This is a genomic window from Paludibacterium denitrificans (genome assembly GCF_009707705.1).
In the GTDB taxonomy this organism is placed as follows: domain Bacteria; phylum Pseudomonadota; class Gammaproteobacteria; order Burkholderiales; family Chromobacteriaceae; genus Paludibacterium_A; species Paludibacterium_A denitrificans.
The window spans coordinates 1,515,623-1,534,737 of the sequence record NZ_WLYX01000001.1 but is presented as its reverse complement, the minus strand read 5'-3'; the positions used below and the strand labels follow the sequence as shown (position 1 = coordinate 1,534,737).

18 protein-coding genes and 7 pseudogenes are annotated in these 19,115 nt (G+C 56.7%); 10 read left to right on the top strand and 15 right to left on the bottom strand.

Features of this window, described 5'->3' with window-relative positions:
* Positions 1-15: 15 nt before the first annotated feature.
* The 10 genes and pseudogenes from dapD (at position 16) to GKE73_RS10130 (ending at position 4,991) form a co-directional block, all read left to right on the top strand.
* A pseudogene (dapD, locus tag GKE73_RS10165) lies at positions 16-836 on the top strand (2,3,4,5-tetrahydropyridine-2,6-dicarboxylate N-succinyltransferase).
* Between the two features lie 186 nt (positions 837-1,022).
* Positions 1,023-1,514, top strand: coding sequence for an ABC transporter ATP-binding protein (locus GKE73_RS27000; protein ID WP_512698922.1), 492 nt, complete (start codon positions 1,023-1,025; stop codon positions 1,512-1,514).
* Positions 1,463-1,843, top strand: a complete 381-nt coding sequence (locus GKE73_RS26995) for an ATP-binding cassette domain-containing protein (RefSeq protein ID WP_512698923.1) — start codon at positions 1,463-1,465, stop codon at positions 1,841-1,843. Before GKE73_RS27000 ends, GKE73_RS26995 begins: the two co-directional genes overlap by 52 nt.
* A complete protein-coding gene (locus GKE73_RS10155) occupies positions 1,836-2,183 on the top strand; it encodes an ABC transporter permease (RefSeq protein ID WP_230369952.1) in 348 nt (115 codons plus the stop codon). Before GKE73_RS26995 ends, GKE73_RS10155 begins: the two co-directional genes overlap by 8 nt.
* A 7-nt stretch (positions 2,184-2,190) precedes the next feature.
* Positions 2,191-2,622 (top strand): ABC transporter permease, encoded by a 432-nt coding sequence (locus GKE73_RS10150; RefSeq protein ID WP_230369951.1) that lies wholly within the window; start codon positions 2,191-2,193, stop codon positions 2,620-2,622.
* A gap of 10 nt (positions 2,623-2,632) precedes the next feature.
* A pseudogene (gene mlaD, locus GKE73_RS10145) lies at positions 2,633-3,119 on the top strand (outer membrane lipid asymmetry maintenance protein MlaD).
* A gap of 159 nt (positions 3,120-3,278) precedes the next feature.
* Positions 3,279-3,659, top strand: a complete 381-nt coding sequence (locus GKE73_RS23250; protein ID WP_280954875.1) for an ABC transporter substrate-binding protein — start codon at positions 3,279-3,281, stop codon at positions 3,657-3,659.
* Positions 3,629-3,892 (top strand): MlaC/ttg2D family ABC transporter substrate-binding protein, encoded by a 264-nt coding sequence (locus tag GKE73_RS23245; RefSeq protein WP_280954874.1) that lies wholly within the window; start codon positions 3,629-3,631, stop codon positions 3,890-3,892. Before GKE73_RS23250 ends, GKE73_RS23245 begins: the two co-directional genes overlap by 31 nt.
* 5 nt (positions 3,893-3,897) lie before the next feature.
* Positions 3,898-4,191: an STAS domain-containing protein gene (locus GKE73_RS10135; protein WP_230369950.1), complete on the top strand. Its 294-nt coding sequence runs from the start codon at positions 3,898-3,900 to the stop codon at positions 4,189-4,191.
* Positions 4,192-4,193: 2 nt separating this feature from the next.
* A complete protein-coding gene (locus tag GKE73_RS10130; RefSeq protein ID WP_230369949.1) occupies positions 4,194-4,991 on the top strand; it encodes an MlaA family lipoprotein in 798 nt (265 codons plus the stop codon).
* A 70-nt stretch (positions 4,992-5,061) separates the two neighbouring features.
* Here the strand turns inward: GKE73_RS10130 and murA are convergent.
* From murA to GKE73_RS23215, 15 genes and pseudogenes are all read right to left on the bottom strand, one after another.
* Positions 5,062-6,314: pseudogene (murA, locus tag GKE73_RS10125) on the bottom strand (UDP-N-acetylglucosamine 1-carboxyvinyltransferase).
* A gap of 7 nt (positions 6,315-6,321) precedes the next feature.
* Positions 6,322-6,570, bottom strand: a complete 249-nt coding sequence (locus GKE73_RS10120) for a BolA family protein (RefSeq protein ID WP_230369948.1) — start codon at positions 6,568-6,570, stop codon at positions 6,322-6,324.
* 37 nt (positions 6,571-6,607) lie between these two features.
* Positions 6,608-7,363: an ABC transporter permease gene (locus tag GKE73_RS10115; RefSeq protein WP_230369947.1), complete on the bottom strand. Its 756-nt coding sequence runs from the start codon at positions 7,361-7,363 to the stop codon at positions 6,608-6,610.
* Positions 7,363-8,267: pseudogene (locus tag GKE73_RS10110) on the bottom strand (ABC transporter ATP-binding protein). The gene GKE73_RS10115 and the pseudogene GKE73_RS10110 overlap by 1 nt, the downstream one beginning before the upstream one ends.
* A 59-nt stretch (positions 8,268-8,326) precedes the next feature.
* Complete coding sequence (locus GKE73_RS10105) at positions 8,327-8,965, bottom strand: TetR family transcriptional regulator (RefSeq protein WP_230369946.1); 639 nt, start codon at positions 8,963-8,965, stop codon at positions 8,327-8,329.
* Positions 8,966-9,093: 128 nt separating this feature from the next.
* Positions 9,094-9,237: a hypothetical protein gene (locus tag GKE73_RS23240; protein WP_280954873.1), complete on the bottom strand. Its 144-nt coding sequence runs from the start codon at positions 9,235-9,237 to the stop codon at positions 9,094-9,096.
* The gene (locus GKE73_RS23235; RefSeq protein ID WP_280954872.1) at positions 9,209-10,117 is read right to left on the bottom strand and encodes an efflux transporter outer membrane subunit; all 909 of its coding nucleotides are present in this window, start codon (positions 10,115-10,117) and stop codon (positions 9,209-9,211) included. The genes GKE73_RS23240 and GKE73_RS23235 overlap by 29 nt, the downstream gene beginning before the upstream one ends.
* Positions 10,118-10,145: 28 nt before the next feature.
* Positions 10,146-10,295 (bottom strand): annotated as a pseudogene (locus GKE73_RS23230) (TolC family protein); the annotation flags it as partial.
* 7 nt (positions 10,296-10,302) lie between these two features.
* A pseudogene (locus tag GKE73_RS23225) lies at positions 10,303-11,854 on the bottom strand (efflux RND transporter permease subunit).
* 157 nt (positions 11,855-12,011) lie between these two features.
* Positions 12,012-13,614 (bottom strand): annotated as a pseudogene (locus GKE73_RS23220) (efflux RND transporter permease subunit); the annotation flags it as partial.
* Positions 13,615-13,683: 69 nt separating this feature from the next.
* Positions 13,684-14,847, bottom strand: coding sequence for an efflux RND transporter periplasmic adaptor subunit (locus GKE73_RS10090; protein WP_230369945.1), 1,164 nt, complete (start codon positions 14,845-14,847; stop codon positions 13,684-13,686).
* Positions 14,848-15,098: 251 nt separating this feature from the next.
* A complete protein-coding gene (locus tag GKE73_RS10085) occupies positions 15,099-15,524 on the bottom strand; it encodes a type IV pilin protein (protein ID WP_230369944.1) in 426 nt (141 codons plus the stop codon).
* A gap of 26 nt (positions 15,525-15,550) precedes the next feature.
* Complete coding sequence (locus tag GKE73_RS10080) at positions 15,551-16,087, bottom strand: type IV pilin protein (protein WP_280954871.1); 537 nt, start codon at positions 16,085-16,087, stop codon at positions 15,551-15,553.
* Positions 16,088-16,096: 9 nt separating this feature from the next.
* On the bottom strand, positions 16,097-17,251 hold the full coding sequence (locus tag GKE73_RS10070) for a PilC/PilY family type IV pilus protein (RefSeq protein ID WP_312854420.1): 1,155 nt from the start codon (positions 17,249-17,251) through the stop codon (positions 16,097-16,099).
* Positions 17,238-19,103, bottom strand: a complete 1,866-nt coding sequence (locus GKE73_RS23215; RefSeq protein ID WP_280954870.1) for a PilC/PilY family type IV pilus protein — start codon at positions 19,101-19,103, stop codon at positions 17,238-17,240. The genes GKE73_RS10070 and GKE73_RS23215 overlap by 14 nt, the downstream gene beginning before the upstream one ends.
* Positions 19,104-19,115 lie beyond the last annotated feature (12 nt).

Genomic DNA, 19,115 nt, shown 5'->3' with positions numbered 1-19,115 from the left:
AAAGGACTCAACTCCATGCACCCGATTCAGTCCCTGATCGAAGAGGCGTTTGAACGCCGCGCCGAAATCACCCCCAGCACCGTATCGCCGGATCTGCGCGATGCTATCACCCAGTCATCGAAGAACTGGATGCCGAGCACCCTGCGCGTAGCAGAAAAAGTGGACGGCGAATGGATCACCCACCAATGGGTGAAAAAAGCCGTGCTGCTGTCGTTCCGCATCCATAACAACGAAGTGATGAAAGACGGCGTCAACCGTTTCTACGACAAGGTCGACACCAAGTTTGCCGACTGGAGCGAATTGCACTTCGAACAGGCCGGTTTCCGCGTGGTACCGGGTGCCGTGGCGCGCAAGGGCAGCTTCATCGCCAAAAACACCGTACTGATGCCGTCGTTCACCAATATCGGCGCCTACGTTGACGAAGGCACTATGGTCGACACCGGGCTACCGTCGGCTCCTGCGCCCAGATCGGCAAGAACGTGCACCTGTCCGGCGGCGTCGGCATCGGTGGCGTGCTAGAACCGCTGCAAGCCAACCCGACCATCATCGAAGACAACTGCTTTATCGGCGCCCGTTCCGAAGTAGTGGAAGGCGTGATCGTCGGCGAAGGCTCGGTCATTTCCATGGGCGTGTACATCGGCCAGTCCACCAAGATCTATGACCGCGAAACCGGCGAAGTCAGCTACGGCCGCATTCCGCCGGGCTCGGTTGTGGTCTCCGGCAACCTGCCGTCCAAGGATGGCAGCCACAGCCTGTACTGCGCCGTCATCGTCAAGAAGGTCGACGCCAAGACCCGCAGCAAGACCAGCATCAACGACCTGCTGCGCGGGATTTAAGCAGCCCGGACAGGTGGTAAACGTTAGGCATGCCGGTTTCGGCCAACCTGTTGACGCGTAAATTGTTCTAATTACAACAATTAAGTGCGTTACTACCTGCAGACATTGGCGATTGTCGGCTAACCCGATAAAATCGCCTATGTCTTATGGGTAATCCCACCCAACAGCCACCAATCCGGAACACCTGTGTCGTCAGACTCTTTCATTGAATTCAGGAACGTCAGCTTTGCCTATGGCGAACGACCCATCCTGAAAAACCTCAACTTGCGCATCCCGCGCGGCAAGCTGGTCGCCATCATGGGCGGCAGCGGCAGCGGCAAAACCACCATGCTGCGGCTCATTGCCGGTCAGCAACGGCCCCAGCAAGGCGAGGTGATTGTCGATGGCAAGAACGTCGCCGCCATGAGCCATAGCGAACTGTTCGAACACCGCCGTCGCATGGGCATGCTGTTTCAGTTTGGCGCCCTGTTCACCGACTTGTCGGTGTTCGAAAACGTCGCGTTCCCGATGCGCGAACACACCAAGTTGCCCGAAACCGTCATCCGCGATCTGGTCATCATGAAGCTGAACGCCGTCGGCCTGCGTGGCACGCAAGACCTGATGCTTAAGCCGAGCTCTCCGGCGGCATGGCACGGCGCGTGGCACTGGCGCGTGCCATTGCACTCGACCCGGCGCTGATGCTGTACGACGAGCCATTCACCGGCCTCGACCCGATCTCGCTTGGCGTAATTGCGCACCTCACCAAGAAACTCAACGATACCCTCGGCACCACCTCCATCATGGTCACCCATGACGTGCACAAGTCGCTGGATATCGTCGATTACGTCTATTTTGTCGCCAACGGCGAGATCATCGCCGAGGGCACGGCCGATCAGGTCCGCGCCTCCACCTCGCCCCGGGTACACCAGTTCATCTGGGGCGAAACCGACGGTCCGGTGCATTTTGCCTACCCGGCCGCACACAGCCTGGCCGAAGACCTCGGTCTGCAAGGAGGCGACCATGCTTGACGCCCTGACCGCACCGCTCAGAAAACTGGGCAACCTCACCATCAACGCCATCTGGCGGCTGGGCTTTGCCAGCCGCTTTCTGGCCGCGATTCTGCTCTACTCCGGCCAGAGCCTGCGCCGCTTCAGCCTGACCATCCGCGAAATCTACTTCGCCGGTGTGCTGTCGCTGATCATCATCATCGTTTCCGGGCTGTTTGTCGGCATGGTGCTGGGGCTGCAGGGCTATACCACGCTGGTCCGCTTCGGTTCAGCCGATGCGCTCGGCGCCGTGGTGGCACTGGCCCTGTTGCGCGAACTCGGCCCGGTACTCGCTGCCCTGCTGTTCTCCAGCCGCGCTTAGCAGTGCCATGACCGCCGAAATCGGCCTGATGAAAGCGACCGAACAGCTCGACGCCATGAGCGTGATGGCGGTCAACCCCATCGCCCGCGTGGTGGCACCGCGCTTCTGGGCCGGAGTGATCTCCATGCCCATTCTGGCCGCACTGTTCAACGTCATGGGCATCTTCGGCGGCTATCTGGTGGGGGTGGAAATGATCGGGCTGGATTCCGGCACCTTCTGGTCGCAGATGCAAAACAGCGTCGATCTGCATCAGGATGTCATCAACGGTCTGATCAAGAGCACTGGTATTCGGCATGGCCGTGACGCTGATCGCGGTGTTCGAAGGCTACGATGCCACCCCGACGGCCGTAGCGTCTCATCCGCCACCACGCGTACCGTCGTGACCTCTGCACTGGTGATTCTGGCACTGGATTTCATCCTGACCGCCTTCATGTTCTAGGAAAAAAGTAATGAAACGCTCTACTATCGACTTGTGGGTGGGCATTTTTGTCGCCATCGGCATTGCCGCCGTGACGTTCCTGTCACTCAAGGTGGCTAACCTGACACCGCAAAGCTCCGACCAGACCTACGTGCTCTATGCCGACTTCGACAACATCGGCGGGCTCAAGATCAAGGCCCCGGTGAAACAGGCTTGCTGTCGTGGTGGGGCGAGTCGCCGATATCCAGCTGGATAACAAAACTTACCGCGCCCGCGTCAGTCTGAATATCGACAAGCAGTACACCCTCAGCCGCGATGCCAGCGCCGAAATCCTGACCTCCGGCCTGCTGGGAGAACAATATGTCGGCCTGCTGCAAGGTGGCGATCCGGACACGCTGAAGCCGGGCGAGCACATCACGCTCACCTCGTCGGCGCTGGTGCTGGAACAGTTGATCGGCAAGTTCATGACCAACTCGGCCGAAAAAGGCGCCCATGACACGGCGTCGGCCGCGCAATAAATACTGGCCGCAGACGGCCTCAAGCATCGCAATCGCCCGGCGGTCATCTTGGCATTCGCTACCGGGCACTCCCGCCAGCCAAAGCACCGGCATGGCAATACTGGTTCCAAGCGCCGCCCACAGGCGTAGCGCGCAACAAAAACACGTAGGCTGATTATCATGAAAAAACTGTTTGCACTGTTCTGTCTTCTGCTGGGGATTTCCACCCCCGTTCTGGCCGCCGATACGCCGGTGGAACTGGTCCGCGATACCTCGCGCCAGGTGCTGGATATCATCAAGCAGGAAAATGGCCGCAATACCCGTCAAATTCGCCAGCAGGTTGAAGGCGTGGCCGTACCCAAGTTCGATTTTCAGCGCATGACCGCTCTGGCAGTTGGCCTTGGCTGGCGTCAGGCCAACCCGACGCAACAGGCTGCACTCGCCCAGCAGTTCCAGACGCTGATGGTACGCACCTATTCCTCCACCATGACCCGCTTCAAGGGTGCACAGATCGACGTCAAGCCGCGGTCATGGGTAACGGCGGCCGCGAAGCCACGGTGAAAACCGAAGTAACCCTGCCCAACAACAACAAGGGCCCGGTCTCGGTGGATTACACCATGTACCGCACCGCCCAAGGCTGGAAGGTATTCAACGTAACGGTAGAAGGCGCCAGCCTGGTCACGGTGTATCGCAACCAGTTCAGCCAGGAAATCAACAAGACCGGTGTCGATGGCCTGATCAAGCTGCTGCAGAACAAGAACAGCGGCACAGTAAGCACCAGCAGCAAAGGGTAAGCCTGATGCTTGAACACACCGCGCCGGGTCACGCCCGCCTGAGTGGGCGTCTGGACATGCACAGCATCGCGCAGATGGTGCAACCGCTGGTGGCGCTCGCCCGGCAGGAAGATCTGGAACTGGATCTGTCGGCGATCAGCGAGGCCGACTCGGCTGCGGTGGCCTTGCTGCTGCAAGCCAAGCGCGCCAGTCTGGCCAGCGGACATCGCCTGACCCTGACCGGCTGGCCCGCCAGCCTGCTGACGCTGGCACAGCTCTACGCGCTGGATGACGTACTCACCGCCCCGATAGGAACATGAACATGCCCCGACTGCGATTACTCGTAGCCGCTTCCGTGCTCGTGCTGGCCGGTTGCGCGGCCAATCCGGCCAACCCCAAGGACCCGTACGAGCCCTATAACCGGGCGATGTACAGCTTCAACGACAAGGCCGACCGCTATGTACTGAAGCCGGTGGCCCAAGGCTATCGCGCGGTCACTCCGCAACCGGCACGTACCGCTGTCGGTAATTTCTTCGATAACCTGCGCGATGTGTACAGCATTGCCAGCAATGCCTTGCGTGGCGAGGGTGAGAAAACCCTCAACGACATCATGCGGGTTGCCCTGAACAGTACCTTTGGCCTGTTCGGGCTGATCGACATCGCCACCCCGGCCGGGTTGAAAAACAACAAGAACACGCTGGGCGACACTTTTGCCAGCTGGGGCTGGCAGAACAGCAACTATCTGGTGCTGCCACTTCTGGGGCCGTCTACCGTGCGTGACGGCACCGGCACGGTCATCACGCTGGCCGCTCCCGGCCCGGCGCAAAGCGTGTATCACAACTCACGCGAAGCAGTGGCCTACTACGGGATGACCGGCATCAGCACGCGCGAACGGTTGCTGGATCTGGACGAATCGCTGCGCGAAGCCGCCCTCGACCCGTATGTCTACATGCGCGATGGTTTTCTGCAACTGCGTGCCAGTCAGCTGGGCCAGCCCAATCCGACCCAGCAGGACGAAATCAATATCGACGATCTGATCAGCTCGCCTAACGGCAAGGCCGACAGCTCGGCACCGGCCACACAGACTGCTCCCGCCCGGGATGCCTCGGCCGCGCAGTAACCGGCCCTGCCGCCATAAAAAAGGACAGCTCAGGCTGTCCTTTTTTTCGTTTACAGGCGAACTGACCACCTCAGTTGAGGCGTTCGATCAGCGCCCCCACGGCATTGAGTTTCTTTTCGATATGCTCGTAACCGCGGTCCAGATGGTAAATGCGGTCAACGATGGTTTCGCCTTCCGCCACCAGCCCGGCGATCACCAGACTGGCCGAGGCGCGCAGGTCGGTTGCCATGACGGTGGCGCCAGACAGACGTTCCACGCCACGCACCAGCGCCGTGTTGCCCTCCACCTCGATGTGCGCGCCCATGCGGTTGAGTTCCGGCACATGCATGAAGCGGTTCTCGAAGATGGTTTCGGTCATCTTGGCCGTGCCTTCGGCGATGGCGTTGAGCGTCATCAGCTGCGCCTGCATGTCGGTCGGAAAGGCCGGATACGGCAGCGTACGAACATTCACCGCCTTGGGGCGGCGTTTCATGTCGAGCGAGATCCAGTCATCGCCACATTCCACGATGGCACCGGTTTCCACCAGCTTGTCGAGAATCGACTCCATCGACTTGGGCGCGGCATGGCGCAAGATGACATGGCCACGCGTCACCGCGCTTACCACCGGAAAGTACCGGCTTCGATACGGTCCGGCATCACCGCGTATTCCGCCCCGTGCAGGCACTCCACGCCCTCAATCACCAACCGGTCGGTGCCAATACCGCTGATCTTGGCGCCCATCGCCACCAGACACAGCGCCAGATCGGTCACTTCCGGCTCACGCGCGGCGTTTTCCAGCACCGTAGTGCCTTCGGCCAACGTAGCGGCCATCAGCAGGTTTTCCGTCCCGCCGACGGTAACCACATCCATCACGATGTTGGCCCCCTTCAGGCGGCTAGCCTTGGCCTTGACGTAACCATGCTCAATCACCACCTCGGCACCCATGGCAATCAGTCCCTTGATGTGCTGATCGACCGGTAAGCTGCCAATGGCACAGCCTCCCGGCAACGAGACCGTGGCCTCGCCAAAACGCGCCAGAGTCGGCCCCAGCACCAGGATGGAGGCGCGCATGGTTTTCACCAGCTCATACGGCGCCACCAGGCTATCCAGATGATCAGCGGTGATCTCGAACACGCTGATGTTGTCGGTCATCACCCGCACGCCCATGCCTTGCAGCAGCTTTTGCGTGGTGGAGATGTCGCGCAGCATCGGCACGTTGGTGAAGCGCATGGTATCCGCGGTCAGCAAACTGGCACACAGAATCGGCAGGGCGGCGTTTTTGGCGCCCGATACGCGGATTTCGCCGGTCAGCGGACCGTTGGCACGGATATGCAGTTTTTCCATGGGGTGATCAACCTTGAAGTTTGGCCCATTCGTCCGGCGTGGCCGCCTTGACGATGGATAGCGCATGAATTTCGTTACTGGCCAGCTGGTCCTTGATGACGTCTTTCACCATGCGGTGACGGTCGATCAGGCGCACGCCGACAAACTGCGGCGAAACCACCGTAGCGTAAAAATGATGGCCGTCGCCTTCGACCTCGAGGTGAGAGCAATCCAGACCGGCCGCAAGATACTGTTTGACCTGTTCAGCAGTAGCCATTGTAAATCCTAGAGAAAATGCGGGCGGCAACGCCCGTTCAGTGACGCAGTTTGTAACCGCTGTGAATCAGACGCAACGCCAGAGCACTCAGCAGCAGAAAACTGCCGCCCACCACCGCCGCCGACAGCCATGGGCTGACATCCGCCTGACCAAAGAAGCCATAGCGGAAGCCATCAATCATGAAGAATACCGGGTTGGCATGCGAAGCGGCACGCCAAATTGGCGGCAGGCTGTTAATCGAATAGAACACGCCGGACAGAAACGTCAGCGGCATGATGAGAAAGTTCTGGAAAGCCGCCAGTTGGTCAAATTTCTCCGCCCAGATCCCGGCGATGACACCCAACGCGCCCAGCACGCCACAGCCGAGCATGGCAAACAACAGCGCCCACAGCGGCTGGGTTGGCCGGGCAGGCCAAACCAGGGCGGTAACCAGCAATACGCCCAGCCCCACAGCCAGCCCGCGCACCATGGCAGCGCCCAGATAGGCCGCAAAGAACTCCAGAGCCGTCAACGGCGGCAACAGCAGGAACACGATATTGCCGGTGATCTTGGACTGGATCAGGCTGGAAGAGCTGTTGGCAAAGGCGTTTTGCGCCATCGACATCATGGCCGGGCCCGGAATCAGGAAGGCGGTATAGCTAACGCCGGGGTAAACACCGGCATGCTTTGCCATGACATGAGAAAAGATCAGTTGATACATCAGCGCGGTCAGCACCGGCGCGGCAACAGTCTGGAACGAGACTTTCCAGAATCGCACCAGTTCTTTCTTGAAAAGCGTGAGAAACCCCTGCATTACTGCTCCCTGCCGTGCATCATTTTGACAAACACGCTTTCCAGATCCACTTCCACCACATTCAATTCGCCAATGCGCACACCGGCTGTACGCAACGTGGCCAGCACGCCTTCCAGTTCGGCGATTTCGGCCAACCTCAGCACCTGATAGCCGTCTTCCTCACGCACCTTCAACGGCAACAGCGTGTCCGGCAGCGGTGCCGACAGCTTGAGTGCCACTTCACGCCCGGCACCGTGCGACAACAGCTTGTCCTTGGTTTCCAGCGCCACCAGCTTGCCGCGTTTGAGCATGGCAATCCGGCTGCACAGGGTTTGTGCCTCTTCCAGATAATGGGTGGTCAACACAATGGTGTGGCCAGCGGCGTTCAGTTCCTGCACAAACGCCCACAGGCTCTGGCGCAGCTCCACGTCGACCCCGGCGGTCGGTTCATCCAGCACGATCACCGGCGGACGGTGCACCGGGGCCTGCGCCACCATCACCCGCCGTTTCATGCCGCCAGACAGCGCACGCATATTGGCCTCAGCCTTGTCGGCCAGCCCCAGCTTGCTCAGTAATTCATCAATCCAGTCATCGTTACGGGTGAGGCCGAAATAGCCCGACTGAAAACGCAGCGTTTCGCGTACCGACAAGAACGGGTCGAACACCAGCTCCTGCGGCACCACGCCCAGGCTCATGCGCGCTGAGCGGTAATCGGTCACCACGTCGTGCCCCATGATCTGGATACTGCCGCGACTGGGGCGCGACAGGCCTAAGCCATGGCGGAAATCAGCGTGGTTTTGCCCGCCCCGTTGGGGCCAAGCAAGGCAAAGAATTCTCCGGGTTCGACGGTGAAACTGACAGAATCTAGCGCGGTCAGGTCGCCAAACTGTTTGCTGACCTGATCGATGCGGATGGCACTGGGCATGCGTGACGAATGGGCGCGGAATAAATAGTAGCAAGTATAGCGCTAGTTCTTAAGCGGCGTCAGTAGCTTCCAGCCAGCATTGATCGCGGAAAATCCCTGCAAAATAAGGGGTTAAAAGTTGCGGTGTATCCGCCGCCAAATCGATATCGTCCGGGTTGATCAACCAGGGCATCCATCAGCCCGCAAACCGTGGCATGCAGGCTGTGCGCGGCGCAATGCAGATTGACGCCGTCGCGCACTTGGCCGATCTCGGCAGCCTCGCGCAGGGTGTTTTCCAGCCGCCCCAGAATGGACGAAAACCAGGTGCGATCCAGCACAAACACATTGGCCATTTCGCCCACGTACTCACAACGCAGGCTGAGGATGCCGATAATGCGACTGACCTGCGGGTTGGTGCCGACAGTCAGCAGAATATTGCAAGAATGCTCCCACAGCCGACGCGCCGGGGAGATGTCATCCGAGGGGTCGAGCAAGGCGGCGGCATGTTCAAAGGCCGAGTGCATCCGGTCGCACATGGCATTGAACAGGTCGATCTTGTTGGCAAAATGCCAGTAGATCGCCCCGCGCGTCACGCCAGCAGCCGTGGCGATATCCGCCAGCGAAGTGCGGCTGACGCCTTTTTCCCAGAACAGCCGCTCGGCGGTATCGATCAGTAATTGCCGGGTTTGTTCGGCTTCTTGCTTGGTTTTGCGTGCCATCAGCGTACAAAAGACATGGTAGGAGTCACTCGGTTAATTCGCCCCGCAGCGAGGGCGGCACATCATACCAGTTTAGCAACGGGGCGAAAAAATCCCCCTGCCGCAGCAGGGGGATAGATAGCACAGGCTCAATTGGCCGCCGCCGTGGTGCCTGAAGCCGGTTGTTGCCAGCCGCCGCCCAGTACCTTGTACAAGGTGACCAGATTGGCCGCCCGCGACAACCGGGTACTGATCAGGCTTTGCTTAGCTGGAATAGTACGAGCGCTGGGCATCGAGCAAGGTGAGGTAGCTGTCCACACCCACACGGAACCGCGCCTGCGACAGCGTGTAGCGCTTTTCACTGGCACGCACCAGCGCTTGCTGGGCATTGAGCTGTTCGGCCAACGTACCCCGCTGGGCCAACGCATCGGCCACTTCGCGGAAGGCGGACTGGATCGATTTCTCGTACCGGGCCACGGCAATCTCGCGTGCCACCTTGGCGGCGTCAAGGTTGGCCGAAAGGCTGCCCGCGTTGAAGATCGGCAGGTTGATGCTCGGTCCGAACGACCACATTTCCGAACCGCCCTTGAACAGGTCGGACAGCTTGCTGCTGGCACTGCCATAGCTGCCGGTCAGCGAAATGCTGGGGAAGAAACGTGCCCGTGCCGCGCCGATGTTGGCATTGGCCGCCTTCAGGTCGTGTTCCGCCGCGAGAACATCCGGACGGCGTTGCAGCAACTCTGACGGCAAGCCGGGAGGCAGGTCAGTCAGATGGCTTTGCTGCGTCAGCGAAGCATCCTGCAATAACTCTGGCGGAATCGACGCACCCACCAGCAGCGTCAGCGCGTTTTCATCACGCGCCACCTGACTGGTATAACCGGCAACATCCACCCGCGCCGACTGCACCGTGGTATCGGCATCACTCAAATCGAGTTCGGTCGCGGCACCGGCCTGCAGCTTCTGGCGGGTCAGCTGGTAGGACGCCTGTTGCGAGTGCAGCGTATCCTTGGCCAGCTGCAGGTGCTCGCGGTCGGCCAGCAAGGTCAGATAGGCGTTGGCCACTTCGGCCACCAGCGAGATCTGCGTGCTGCGCCGCGTTTCCTCCAGCGAGAAATAATTCTCCAGCGCCTGTTCCTTCCAGGCTGCGCAGGCGGCCAAAGAAATCCAGCTCATAGGCGCTAAAACCGAGCGTAGCCGAGTAGGTATGCGCGGTGTATTCATGGCCGGTGGTGCTGGTGCTCACCGGCACCCGCATGTTGCTGCCACTGCCCGCAGCATTCACCGCCGGGAACAGGTTGGCGCGCTCAATCTGGTACTGCGCCCGGGCGGCCTCGATATTCAGTGCCGCCACCCGCAGGTCACGGTTGTTTTCCAGCGCCAGGCCAATCAGCTTGCGCAGTTTTTCCTCGGCAAAAAACTCCTGCCGGGCGATCTGCTCGGCATTTCGGCCAACCTTGGCGCCATGCTGATAGGCCGGGCCAGTGGGCCAGTTGGCAGCCACCGGCGCCGCCGGGCGCTGGTAGGCCGGAATCAGCGAGCAACCACCCAGCAGGGCAGCGGCCAGCGCCACAGTCAGACTCTTGGGAACGATGCGCATGCTCAGCGTCCCTCCTTGTTGTAATGATGGCTGGTAAGCGGCCTTGGTTTCGGCGGGAAGCGGCGACGCACCACCACAAAGAACACCGGCACCGGAAAATGGCCAACACGGTGGCGGAGATCATCCCGCCCATCACGCCGGTACCCAGCGCGTTCTGGCTGCCGGAGTAAGCGCCGTGGCTCAACACCAGTGGCAAGATACCCGGGATAAAGGCCAGCGAAGTCATCAGGATCGGGCGCAAACGCATGCGCACCGCTTCCATGGTGGCAGCAATCAGCTCCTTGCCGTGCTCCTGCTGTTCCTTGGCAAACTCCACGATCAGAATGGCGTTCTTGGCAGCCGGGCCGATGGTGGTCAACAAGCCCACCGAAATAAACGTCGTTGGACAAGCCACGCAGCATGGTCGCCGCCAGCGCACCGACCACCCCCAGCGGCACCACCATCATCACCGAGAACGGAATCGACCAGCTTTCGTACAACGCCGCCAGACACAGGAACACAATCAGCATGGAGATGGCATACAGCGCTGGCGCCTGCGCACCGGACAGCCGCTCTTCATACGACAGGCCGGTCCATTCGTAGCCAATGCCCGGAGGCAGCTGCTTGATCATGTTTTCCATCTCGGCCATCGCCTGACCGGTACTCTTGCCCGGCGCGGCCTGCCCCATGATTTCCGTCGACGGCTGGCCGTTGTAACGCTCCAGCCGCGGCGAACCGTAGGCCCAGTGCGACGAGGCAAAGGCCGAGAACGGCACCATGTTGCCGGTAGCATTACGCACATACCACTTGGCGAGGTCTTCCGGAGCCATGCGATACGGCGCATCGGCCTGCATGTATACCTTCTTCACCCGACCGCGATCGATAAAGTCATTCACATAACTGCCGCCCCACGCCACGCTCAGGGTATTGTTCAGATCCCCCACCGTCACGCCCAAGGCATTTGCCTTCTCGTGATCAACATCGAGGCGATACTGCGGCGCGTCGTTCAGGCCGTTCGGGCGCACGGCGACCAAATTGGGGTTCTTCATCGACATCCCCAACAGCTGGTTACGCGCGGCCATCAGCTGGTCATGGCCTACCCCGGCCTTGTCCTGCAGCTGCAGGTCAAAACCGGTGGCATTCCCCAGTTCCATCACCATGCACGGCGCAAAGGCAAACACCATGGCATCACGAATCTGCGAGAACGCCCCCATGGCCCGGCCAGCTACCGCCTTGATGTTGAGGTCCGGGCTCTGCCGTTGGTCCCACGGTTTCAGCTGCACAAAGCCCAAGCCCATGTTCTGGCCCGAACCGGCAAAGCTGAAACCGGACACGGTAAAGATCGACTTCACGGCCTTGTCCGCCGGAAATGCTCACGCACCTGCTTGAGCACACCATCGGTACGCTCACTGCTGGCACCCAGCTTAACAGGTTGTACCTGGTAAACACAATGCCCTGATCTTCATCCGGCAGGAACGACGTCGGCAAGCGCAGGAACATCACCGTCATGGCCGCGATAATCACGCCATAGATCACCATGTAACGCATCGTCCGCTGCAACATTCGGCCAACTAGCGTCTGGTAGCGCGCACTGCTGCGATCAAACTGACGGTTGAACCAGCCAAAGAAGCCTTTCTGCTCATGCAATTCGCCCTTATGAATCGGTTTGAGCAAGGTCGCGCACAGGGCGTCAGGACCAACGCCACCAGCACCGACAGCGCCATCGCCGACACTACCGTGATGGAGAACTGGCGGTAAATAACCCCGGTCGAGCCGCCAAAAAACGCCATCGGCACGAACACGGCCGCCAATACCAGCGCAATCCCCACCAGGGCGCCGGTAATCTGAGTCATCGACTTGCGCGTGGCTTCACGTGGCGACAAGCCCTCTTCGCTCATCACCCGTTCGACGTTTTCCACCACCACGATGGCATCATCCACCAGCAAACCAATCGCCAGCACCATACCAAACATGGTCAGCGTATTGATGGAAAAGCCGGTAGCCGACATCACCCCGAACGTCCCCAGCAACACCACCGGCACCGCAATGGTCGGAATCAGCGTGGCACGGAAGTTTTGCAGGAACACATACATCACCACAAACACCAGCGCGATGGCTTCTACCAGCGTTTTCACCACTTCCTCGATGGAAAGCTGCACAAACGGCGTGGTGTCATACGGGTAAATCGCCTGCACGCCCTTGGGGAAGAACGGCGCCATCTCCTTGACCTTGGCCCGCACTGCCGCAGCGGTATCCAGCGCATTGGCACCACTGGCCAGCTTCACGGCCAGACCGGTAGCTTGCCATTGAACAAGGCCTTGGTACGGTAGTTGTCCGAACCCAACTCGATGCGCGCTACGTCTTTCAGGCGTACCTGCGAACCATCGCTGTTGACCTTGAGCAGAATGCGACCGAACTGGTCAACATTTTCCAAGCGGGTCTGCGCCACAATGGTGGCATTGAGCTGTTGCCCCGGCACGGCAGGCAAGCCACCCAGCTGGCCAGCCGACACTTGCGTGTTTTGTGCCTGCAACGCCGTGACCACATCGGCCACCGTCAGCTTGTAACTATTGAGCTGATCCGGGTTCAACCAGATGCGCATGGCGTACTGTGCACCAAACAACTGCGTCTCGCCCACGCCCGGCACCCGGCTCAACGTATCTTGCAGACTGGATGCCACAAAATCGCTGAGGTCAGTATTGCTCATCGAACCGTCTTGCGAGGTAAAGCCCAGCACCATCAGGAAGTTACGCGCGGATTTGACCACGGTAATCCCTTGCTGCTGCACCACACTTGGCAAGGTGGACATGGCCGCCTGCAGCTTGTTTTGCACCTGTACTTGCGCAATATCCGGGTTGGTACCGGCATCAAACGTCAGGGTAATGGTGACACTGCCGTTGTCATCACTGGTGGACGACATATAACGCAAGTGGTCAATCCCCTGCATTTTCTGCTCGATCACCTGCGTGACACTGTCTTCCACCGTCTTGGCCGAAGCACCGGGATAGGTGGCGTTAATCGCCACCTGCGGCGGAGCAATGGCCGGATACTGCGACACGGGCAAGGTCCGAATCGCCAGCAGGCCCGCCAGCATGATGACAATGGCAATCACCCGGGCAAAAATCGGGCGATCAATAAAGAATTTTGACATGACAGCCCCTCGTCAGTGCGCAGCCGAGGCAGCAGGTTTGGCCGGTGCCACTTTGACAACGGCACCTTCCTGAATCTTCTGCAGGCCCTCTACCACTACCCGCTCACCACTCTTCAGGCCACCATCCACCAGCCACTTGTCACCCACCGTCTGGCTGGCCTTGATCACCCGCGCGGCTACCTTGTTATCAGCGCCCACCACCATCACCGTCGGCTCACCCTTCGGTGTGCGGCTTACCGCCTGCTGCGGCACCAACAAGGCATTGTCACGAACGCCCTGCTCCAGCCGTGCCCGCACAAACATACCCGGCAACAACTCACCAGCCGGATTGGGGAATACCGCGCGCAACGTCACCATGCCGGTTGAGGCATCGACCGTCACATCGGCAAACTCCAGCACACCCGGTTTGCTGTATTCCGAACCGTCTTCCAGAATCAGCTTCACCTGCGCCTTGCTGCCCGCACCTTTGAGCGCGCCATTGGCAAAATCACGCCGCAACCGCGTCATCTCGGCACTGGACTGCGTCATGTCCACATATACGGTCGACAACTGCTGCACCGTGGCCAACGCCGTCGCCTGATTAGCCGTTACCAGCGCCCCGGCCGTTACACTGGACTTGCCGATACGACCACTAACCGGCGACACAATACGGGTATACGAGAGGTTGATACGCGCCGTTTCGAGATCTGCCTTGCTGGATGCCACACTAGCCCGTGCCTGCAACAGCGCAGACTGGGCGTCATCGTTATCCTGCTTGCTGATCGCCTTGATTTCGACCAGTTCGGAATAACGCTTGGCTTTCAGCTCAGCGGCGGTCAGGTTTGCTTGCGCTTTGGCCGGGTTAGCGGCCGCCGTCTGGTAAGCCGCCTGATAGGTTTCTGGATTAATCTGGTACAGCACCTGCCCACGCTTTACCTCACTACCTTCGGTAAACAGACGCTTGAGGATAATCCCGCCCACTTGCGGGCGGATTTCTGCCACAGTAAATGCAGAGACACGAGCAGGCAGTTCGCGGGTAATTGCCGCACGTTGCGGCTGCAGGGTAACAACCCCTACTTCAGCGGGACCAGCCTTGGGCATGGCCCCTTGCTGGTTCTGACCACAACTGCTCAAAGCCAGCGTTACCGCCATAGCGATAACCGGCACGAGGGGAAGAAAGCGAGGCTTGGTAGGCATGAAGCTCCCCGTAGGAATGACGGTGTGTAAAGATCGGCGCCAAAGCGGCGACCATAAAGAGTATTTCTAGTATGTTCGCATTCTACATACATTCAAGAATGTATGTAAGCGAGATTATTGAACAATCAGGACACTTCAGGAGAACGCTGAGTACAAACAGAACAAGAAAAAACACCAAGTCACGTGCTCGTTATCACACCATCAATCCAGCCACTTCCTTTGCCGTGACGCCAATCTGCGGAGTAACCCGCTTACTGATGGCAGGTCACCGCTGTCGGCTTTCCGACCGGACAAATCTGAATATTGCCATCCTGATCAATCTCCAGCGTTTCGGCTGCAACAAGCGTATTTTTTGACGGAGTGGCACGAATCGTAAATTCATCACGCTTGTCATTGCCCTTTACATTATTGGCAACAAAAACTACCTGAAACAAGGTACTACCTTCCTCCGGATAACGCGTATGGGGCAAATTCGGCATATGGGTCGAATCCAAACGATAACCACCATGCTCCGCATACCATCTCGTCATAAAGTGAGCGTTTTCCAGCAGCATCGCTTTCACCTTGGCATGGTGCCCACGGACCACGTATGTCTGATAGGTGGGATAAGCCAAACCCAGCAGTAACGCAACCAGTAGCAAAGCAAATAGCAGGTTTAATAACGTAAAGCCCTTCATGATCAATGCCAAAAAATAATGACATTTCAATATAGATAGCCATTTGAGCTTTTCAAGCTAGCGCCACCACTCCACATCGCAGGATAAATTGCAAGAAAAAAGCCAGACCACTTGGTCTGGCTTTTCAACAATCCCCACCCACCGTAATCACAGATGGCAACTACCGGGCTAGAAACAAGACAGTACCGGACATTACCATCCTGATCGATTGACACTAATTCCGTCCCAGCTTGGCTAACACCAGACGCAGGAGTCGCTACCAGTACATAACTATCAGCGCTCAATACACCACTAGCCGCCACATTAAACAGCGAAGTCCCAGCACTCGGCGACTGGGTAATCGGTAACGTTGCCGAGGCATACGTTCCTTTTTCTGCATAATACCTCGCCGGGAAGTGGGCATCCTCCACCAGATTCGCCTTGGCCTGAGCCTGATTGGTACGAATGACATACTGGGTATAAGACGGATAGGCAATCGCAGACAAAATGCCGATAATCGCCACCGTAATTACCAATTCGATCAGGGTAAAACCATGGTTGAATTTCATTTCATCCTCAGCCATTAGAACAATTCACGCCGGGCAATACGCCGACCACCACCGGCAACGGCCCCAGGGCAACAGCTTACCGGCAGCCGCATTACCATTAGTACCGCCTGTGCCACCAACATGGAAATTCAGCACCTCATTGCTACTGGTACTAGAGGGATAAGGGTAGCTGCCTAGCTGCCCGGAATCACTTGTCAAATAGTCACCCAAGTTGACCACGGTTTTGGTAAACGTCACCGCCAGCGCCGAAGGAATCCCGATGTGGTAATCAATACCAGCTGGCGCTTTTGTCTTGCCATCACTAAACGTCACCACATCGCCATCCGGGCTAGTCGCAGCGCTGTTCAACTTGCCATCACCATTCAAATCAAAAGCAGGTGAACTCGGCGCCCCCCCCGTCATCAGATCAAGCGCCATCACCCAGCCGGACTGCTGGTTGACATTACTACAAACCTTATCCGTACCTTTCAGAACCTGAGTGGTGAAATACAGGCGACCCAATGCCACAATCGGTTGATAAATCATCCGCTCACCATTGGTAGCATTCATATTGAAGACCCAACCAGACTTGGTCCCGCCAGGTCCAATCGAATCAGTAAGAGTAATCGGTGTCGTTTCACGGAAATCAACACTCGCTCCCTTATTGGCACCCGAGGAGGATGTGGTAGAGCCATCTATTGAAGCGGTGTCACCTGTTTTGGTCGAAATTTCACCATTTTGAATGAAGGTGGTGCTGCTATAGGTAAGATTAGACTTTGTCAGATCATCATAAATACCGTACAAAGACTGCGCATAAGTGGTCGTCCGGTCATTTACAGTTGTGTTTTCATAAATCATTCTGCCTGAACCAACATAAAGCATATAACCACCAGCCGGTATCTTATAAATAGCAGGCGCCCCAGTCACGGGCTGATTACCCTGCGTTGTAAAAAATTTTGTCGCACTGGTCGTTGCATCAGTTTTTGCCTGTAACTTAAAACGCCAGACATTACCAGACTGATCACCGGCATAGACATAATCAGCGACCTTATCGCTGTCCTTATCTAGTACAACAGGGGAAGACAAGCCATTAGAAGCAGTATCCGTATCAATTTCATACAACTTGTCTCCCGTTTTCAGGTCAATCACCATCAGACTGGTTTTCTTACTGGTCGAGTCATAGCCATTACCAGTAATCACGGCCCATTTTTTTTTCCCAGGCTAAATAGACTTGTGCCACAACCGGTTTGGAAAAAGTATAGCCAAGATTGGTAAAACTCGTGTCAGAGGAAGTATGATCCCATAATACATTTGATGCAGAAAACAAATCCGAAGCATCTGTCGCAGCAGGTTTAGCAACTGTCTTACTAATATCCAAAGCAAAAATGCCTTGCCCACCCTGCGCCAACGATCCAGTCAAAACGGAGTATGCTTTACTATCAAATTGATCATCACCGCCGGTAACATTGTTAAATGTTAATGCGCCATTCACAAAATAAAGATGAGGATCAGCTTTGCCATAGGTTGTCTTACCAAGACTCATTAAATTAGGCTGAACAGCTCGAGGGATATACGAAAAGCTCTCAGTGTAGTTATCTAGCTTTCGTCCAAAAACATGCAACATACCATCATTGGAGCCTACGGCAAAACCAGCAGGAGAAGAAGCACCAAATGCTATAGGCATCGAATCGACAATGTCGCCAAGCGTAGCGGGACTTGATTTATCACCGGCGCGATCACGCCAACCAGTTGGTGTGCCGCCAGCCAAATAAGCCGCTAGCTTACTACCATCTGCACCTGCCACCGTATTCTGAATATCCGTGAAATTTACCCCAACCCCATTACCACCAGCCTTACTACTGAAAATAGTAGTAGCACGTAAATCTTGATTAAAATACACAGGGATAGAGCTGTTTAAGTCCACCAATCCATTTGACTTGGTCTTGTAAGCCTTAATTTGCCCAGACCAGTCACCAGAATAAAACGTCGCCTGAAATGCTTCCGTTGGATTTGTCGGTTGACTACTCACAATAGGAACATTAGATGCCGTCACTGATTTAATACTATTGATAATAGCTTTCAACGAATTAGTCAACGACACAGAATCGTTTGAGTTAAAACTTAACCCTCCACCAGCCTGCGCCGTAGCATTCAGAACTTTTTGACCATCATCAGTATTGGGCAAGCCGAATCCTATCGTATACGTCGTGATAGGCTGCGCATTGGAAGCATCAAAAAAATTACCTTCCAGATCAGAAACAACCCCATTTGGAATAATGCCATTTTGATAATAAAAACTTGCATAACGAATTAATCTAGTGTCTACCGATCCACCAACAGCAGGCAATACTGCTCCCACCGGGGAATAATCATTTATTTTAACATCTTGATTATATTTATCTTTCTCTGTGGCATTCACCACCTCGTCATTTGGATAGCCATCAGAAATAAAAATAACAAAGTTTTTTTGGCAAGTATATTTTATTGGTGACAAGCCAGTATAGTCTTGCGGGGCTTTGTAGCTCGGCTGGCCATTCCACCCATTTTTCCCAGCAAAAGACTTCATCAAATTATAGAAAGCTCCAGCACTTGGCGTACCGAGATAATCCGTAAGACCTGTTCCGTCTGCCGTGGCTGTAATATCACTAATAAAGCCACTTTTTTGCGTAGCCGATGAACCAGAATCAGGATCACTCCATCCGTCCAATTTCAGACTTGACCTAAGCGCATAATACCCACTGCCATGACGAGTAGAATAGTAATCGCCATATTGAAAATGGAAAAGTGCCCAATAAGCCATATCCCAATTATTATTAATAAGATCGGATAGAACGCCTCTTGCTATAGTGATCTTTGATGGGTTTGACGTAGAAACAGACTGTCCATTAGGAGCTTGCTTCATACTGCCGGAGTCATCAACCAATAATGCAATATTGGGTCTCACTGTCTTTTGGTTTAGATAAAGCGGCATACTCGGATATGGTGAAGTAGCCACAGCAGGGATTGCCCAGCACAACCCAATCAATACGACAACAAATCGATTCATCATCATGGCATAAGCCTT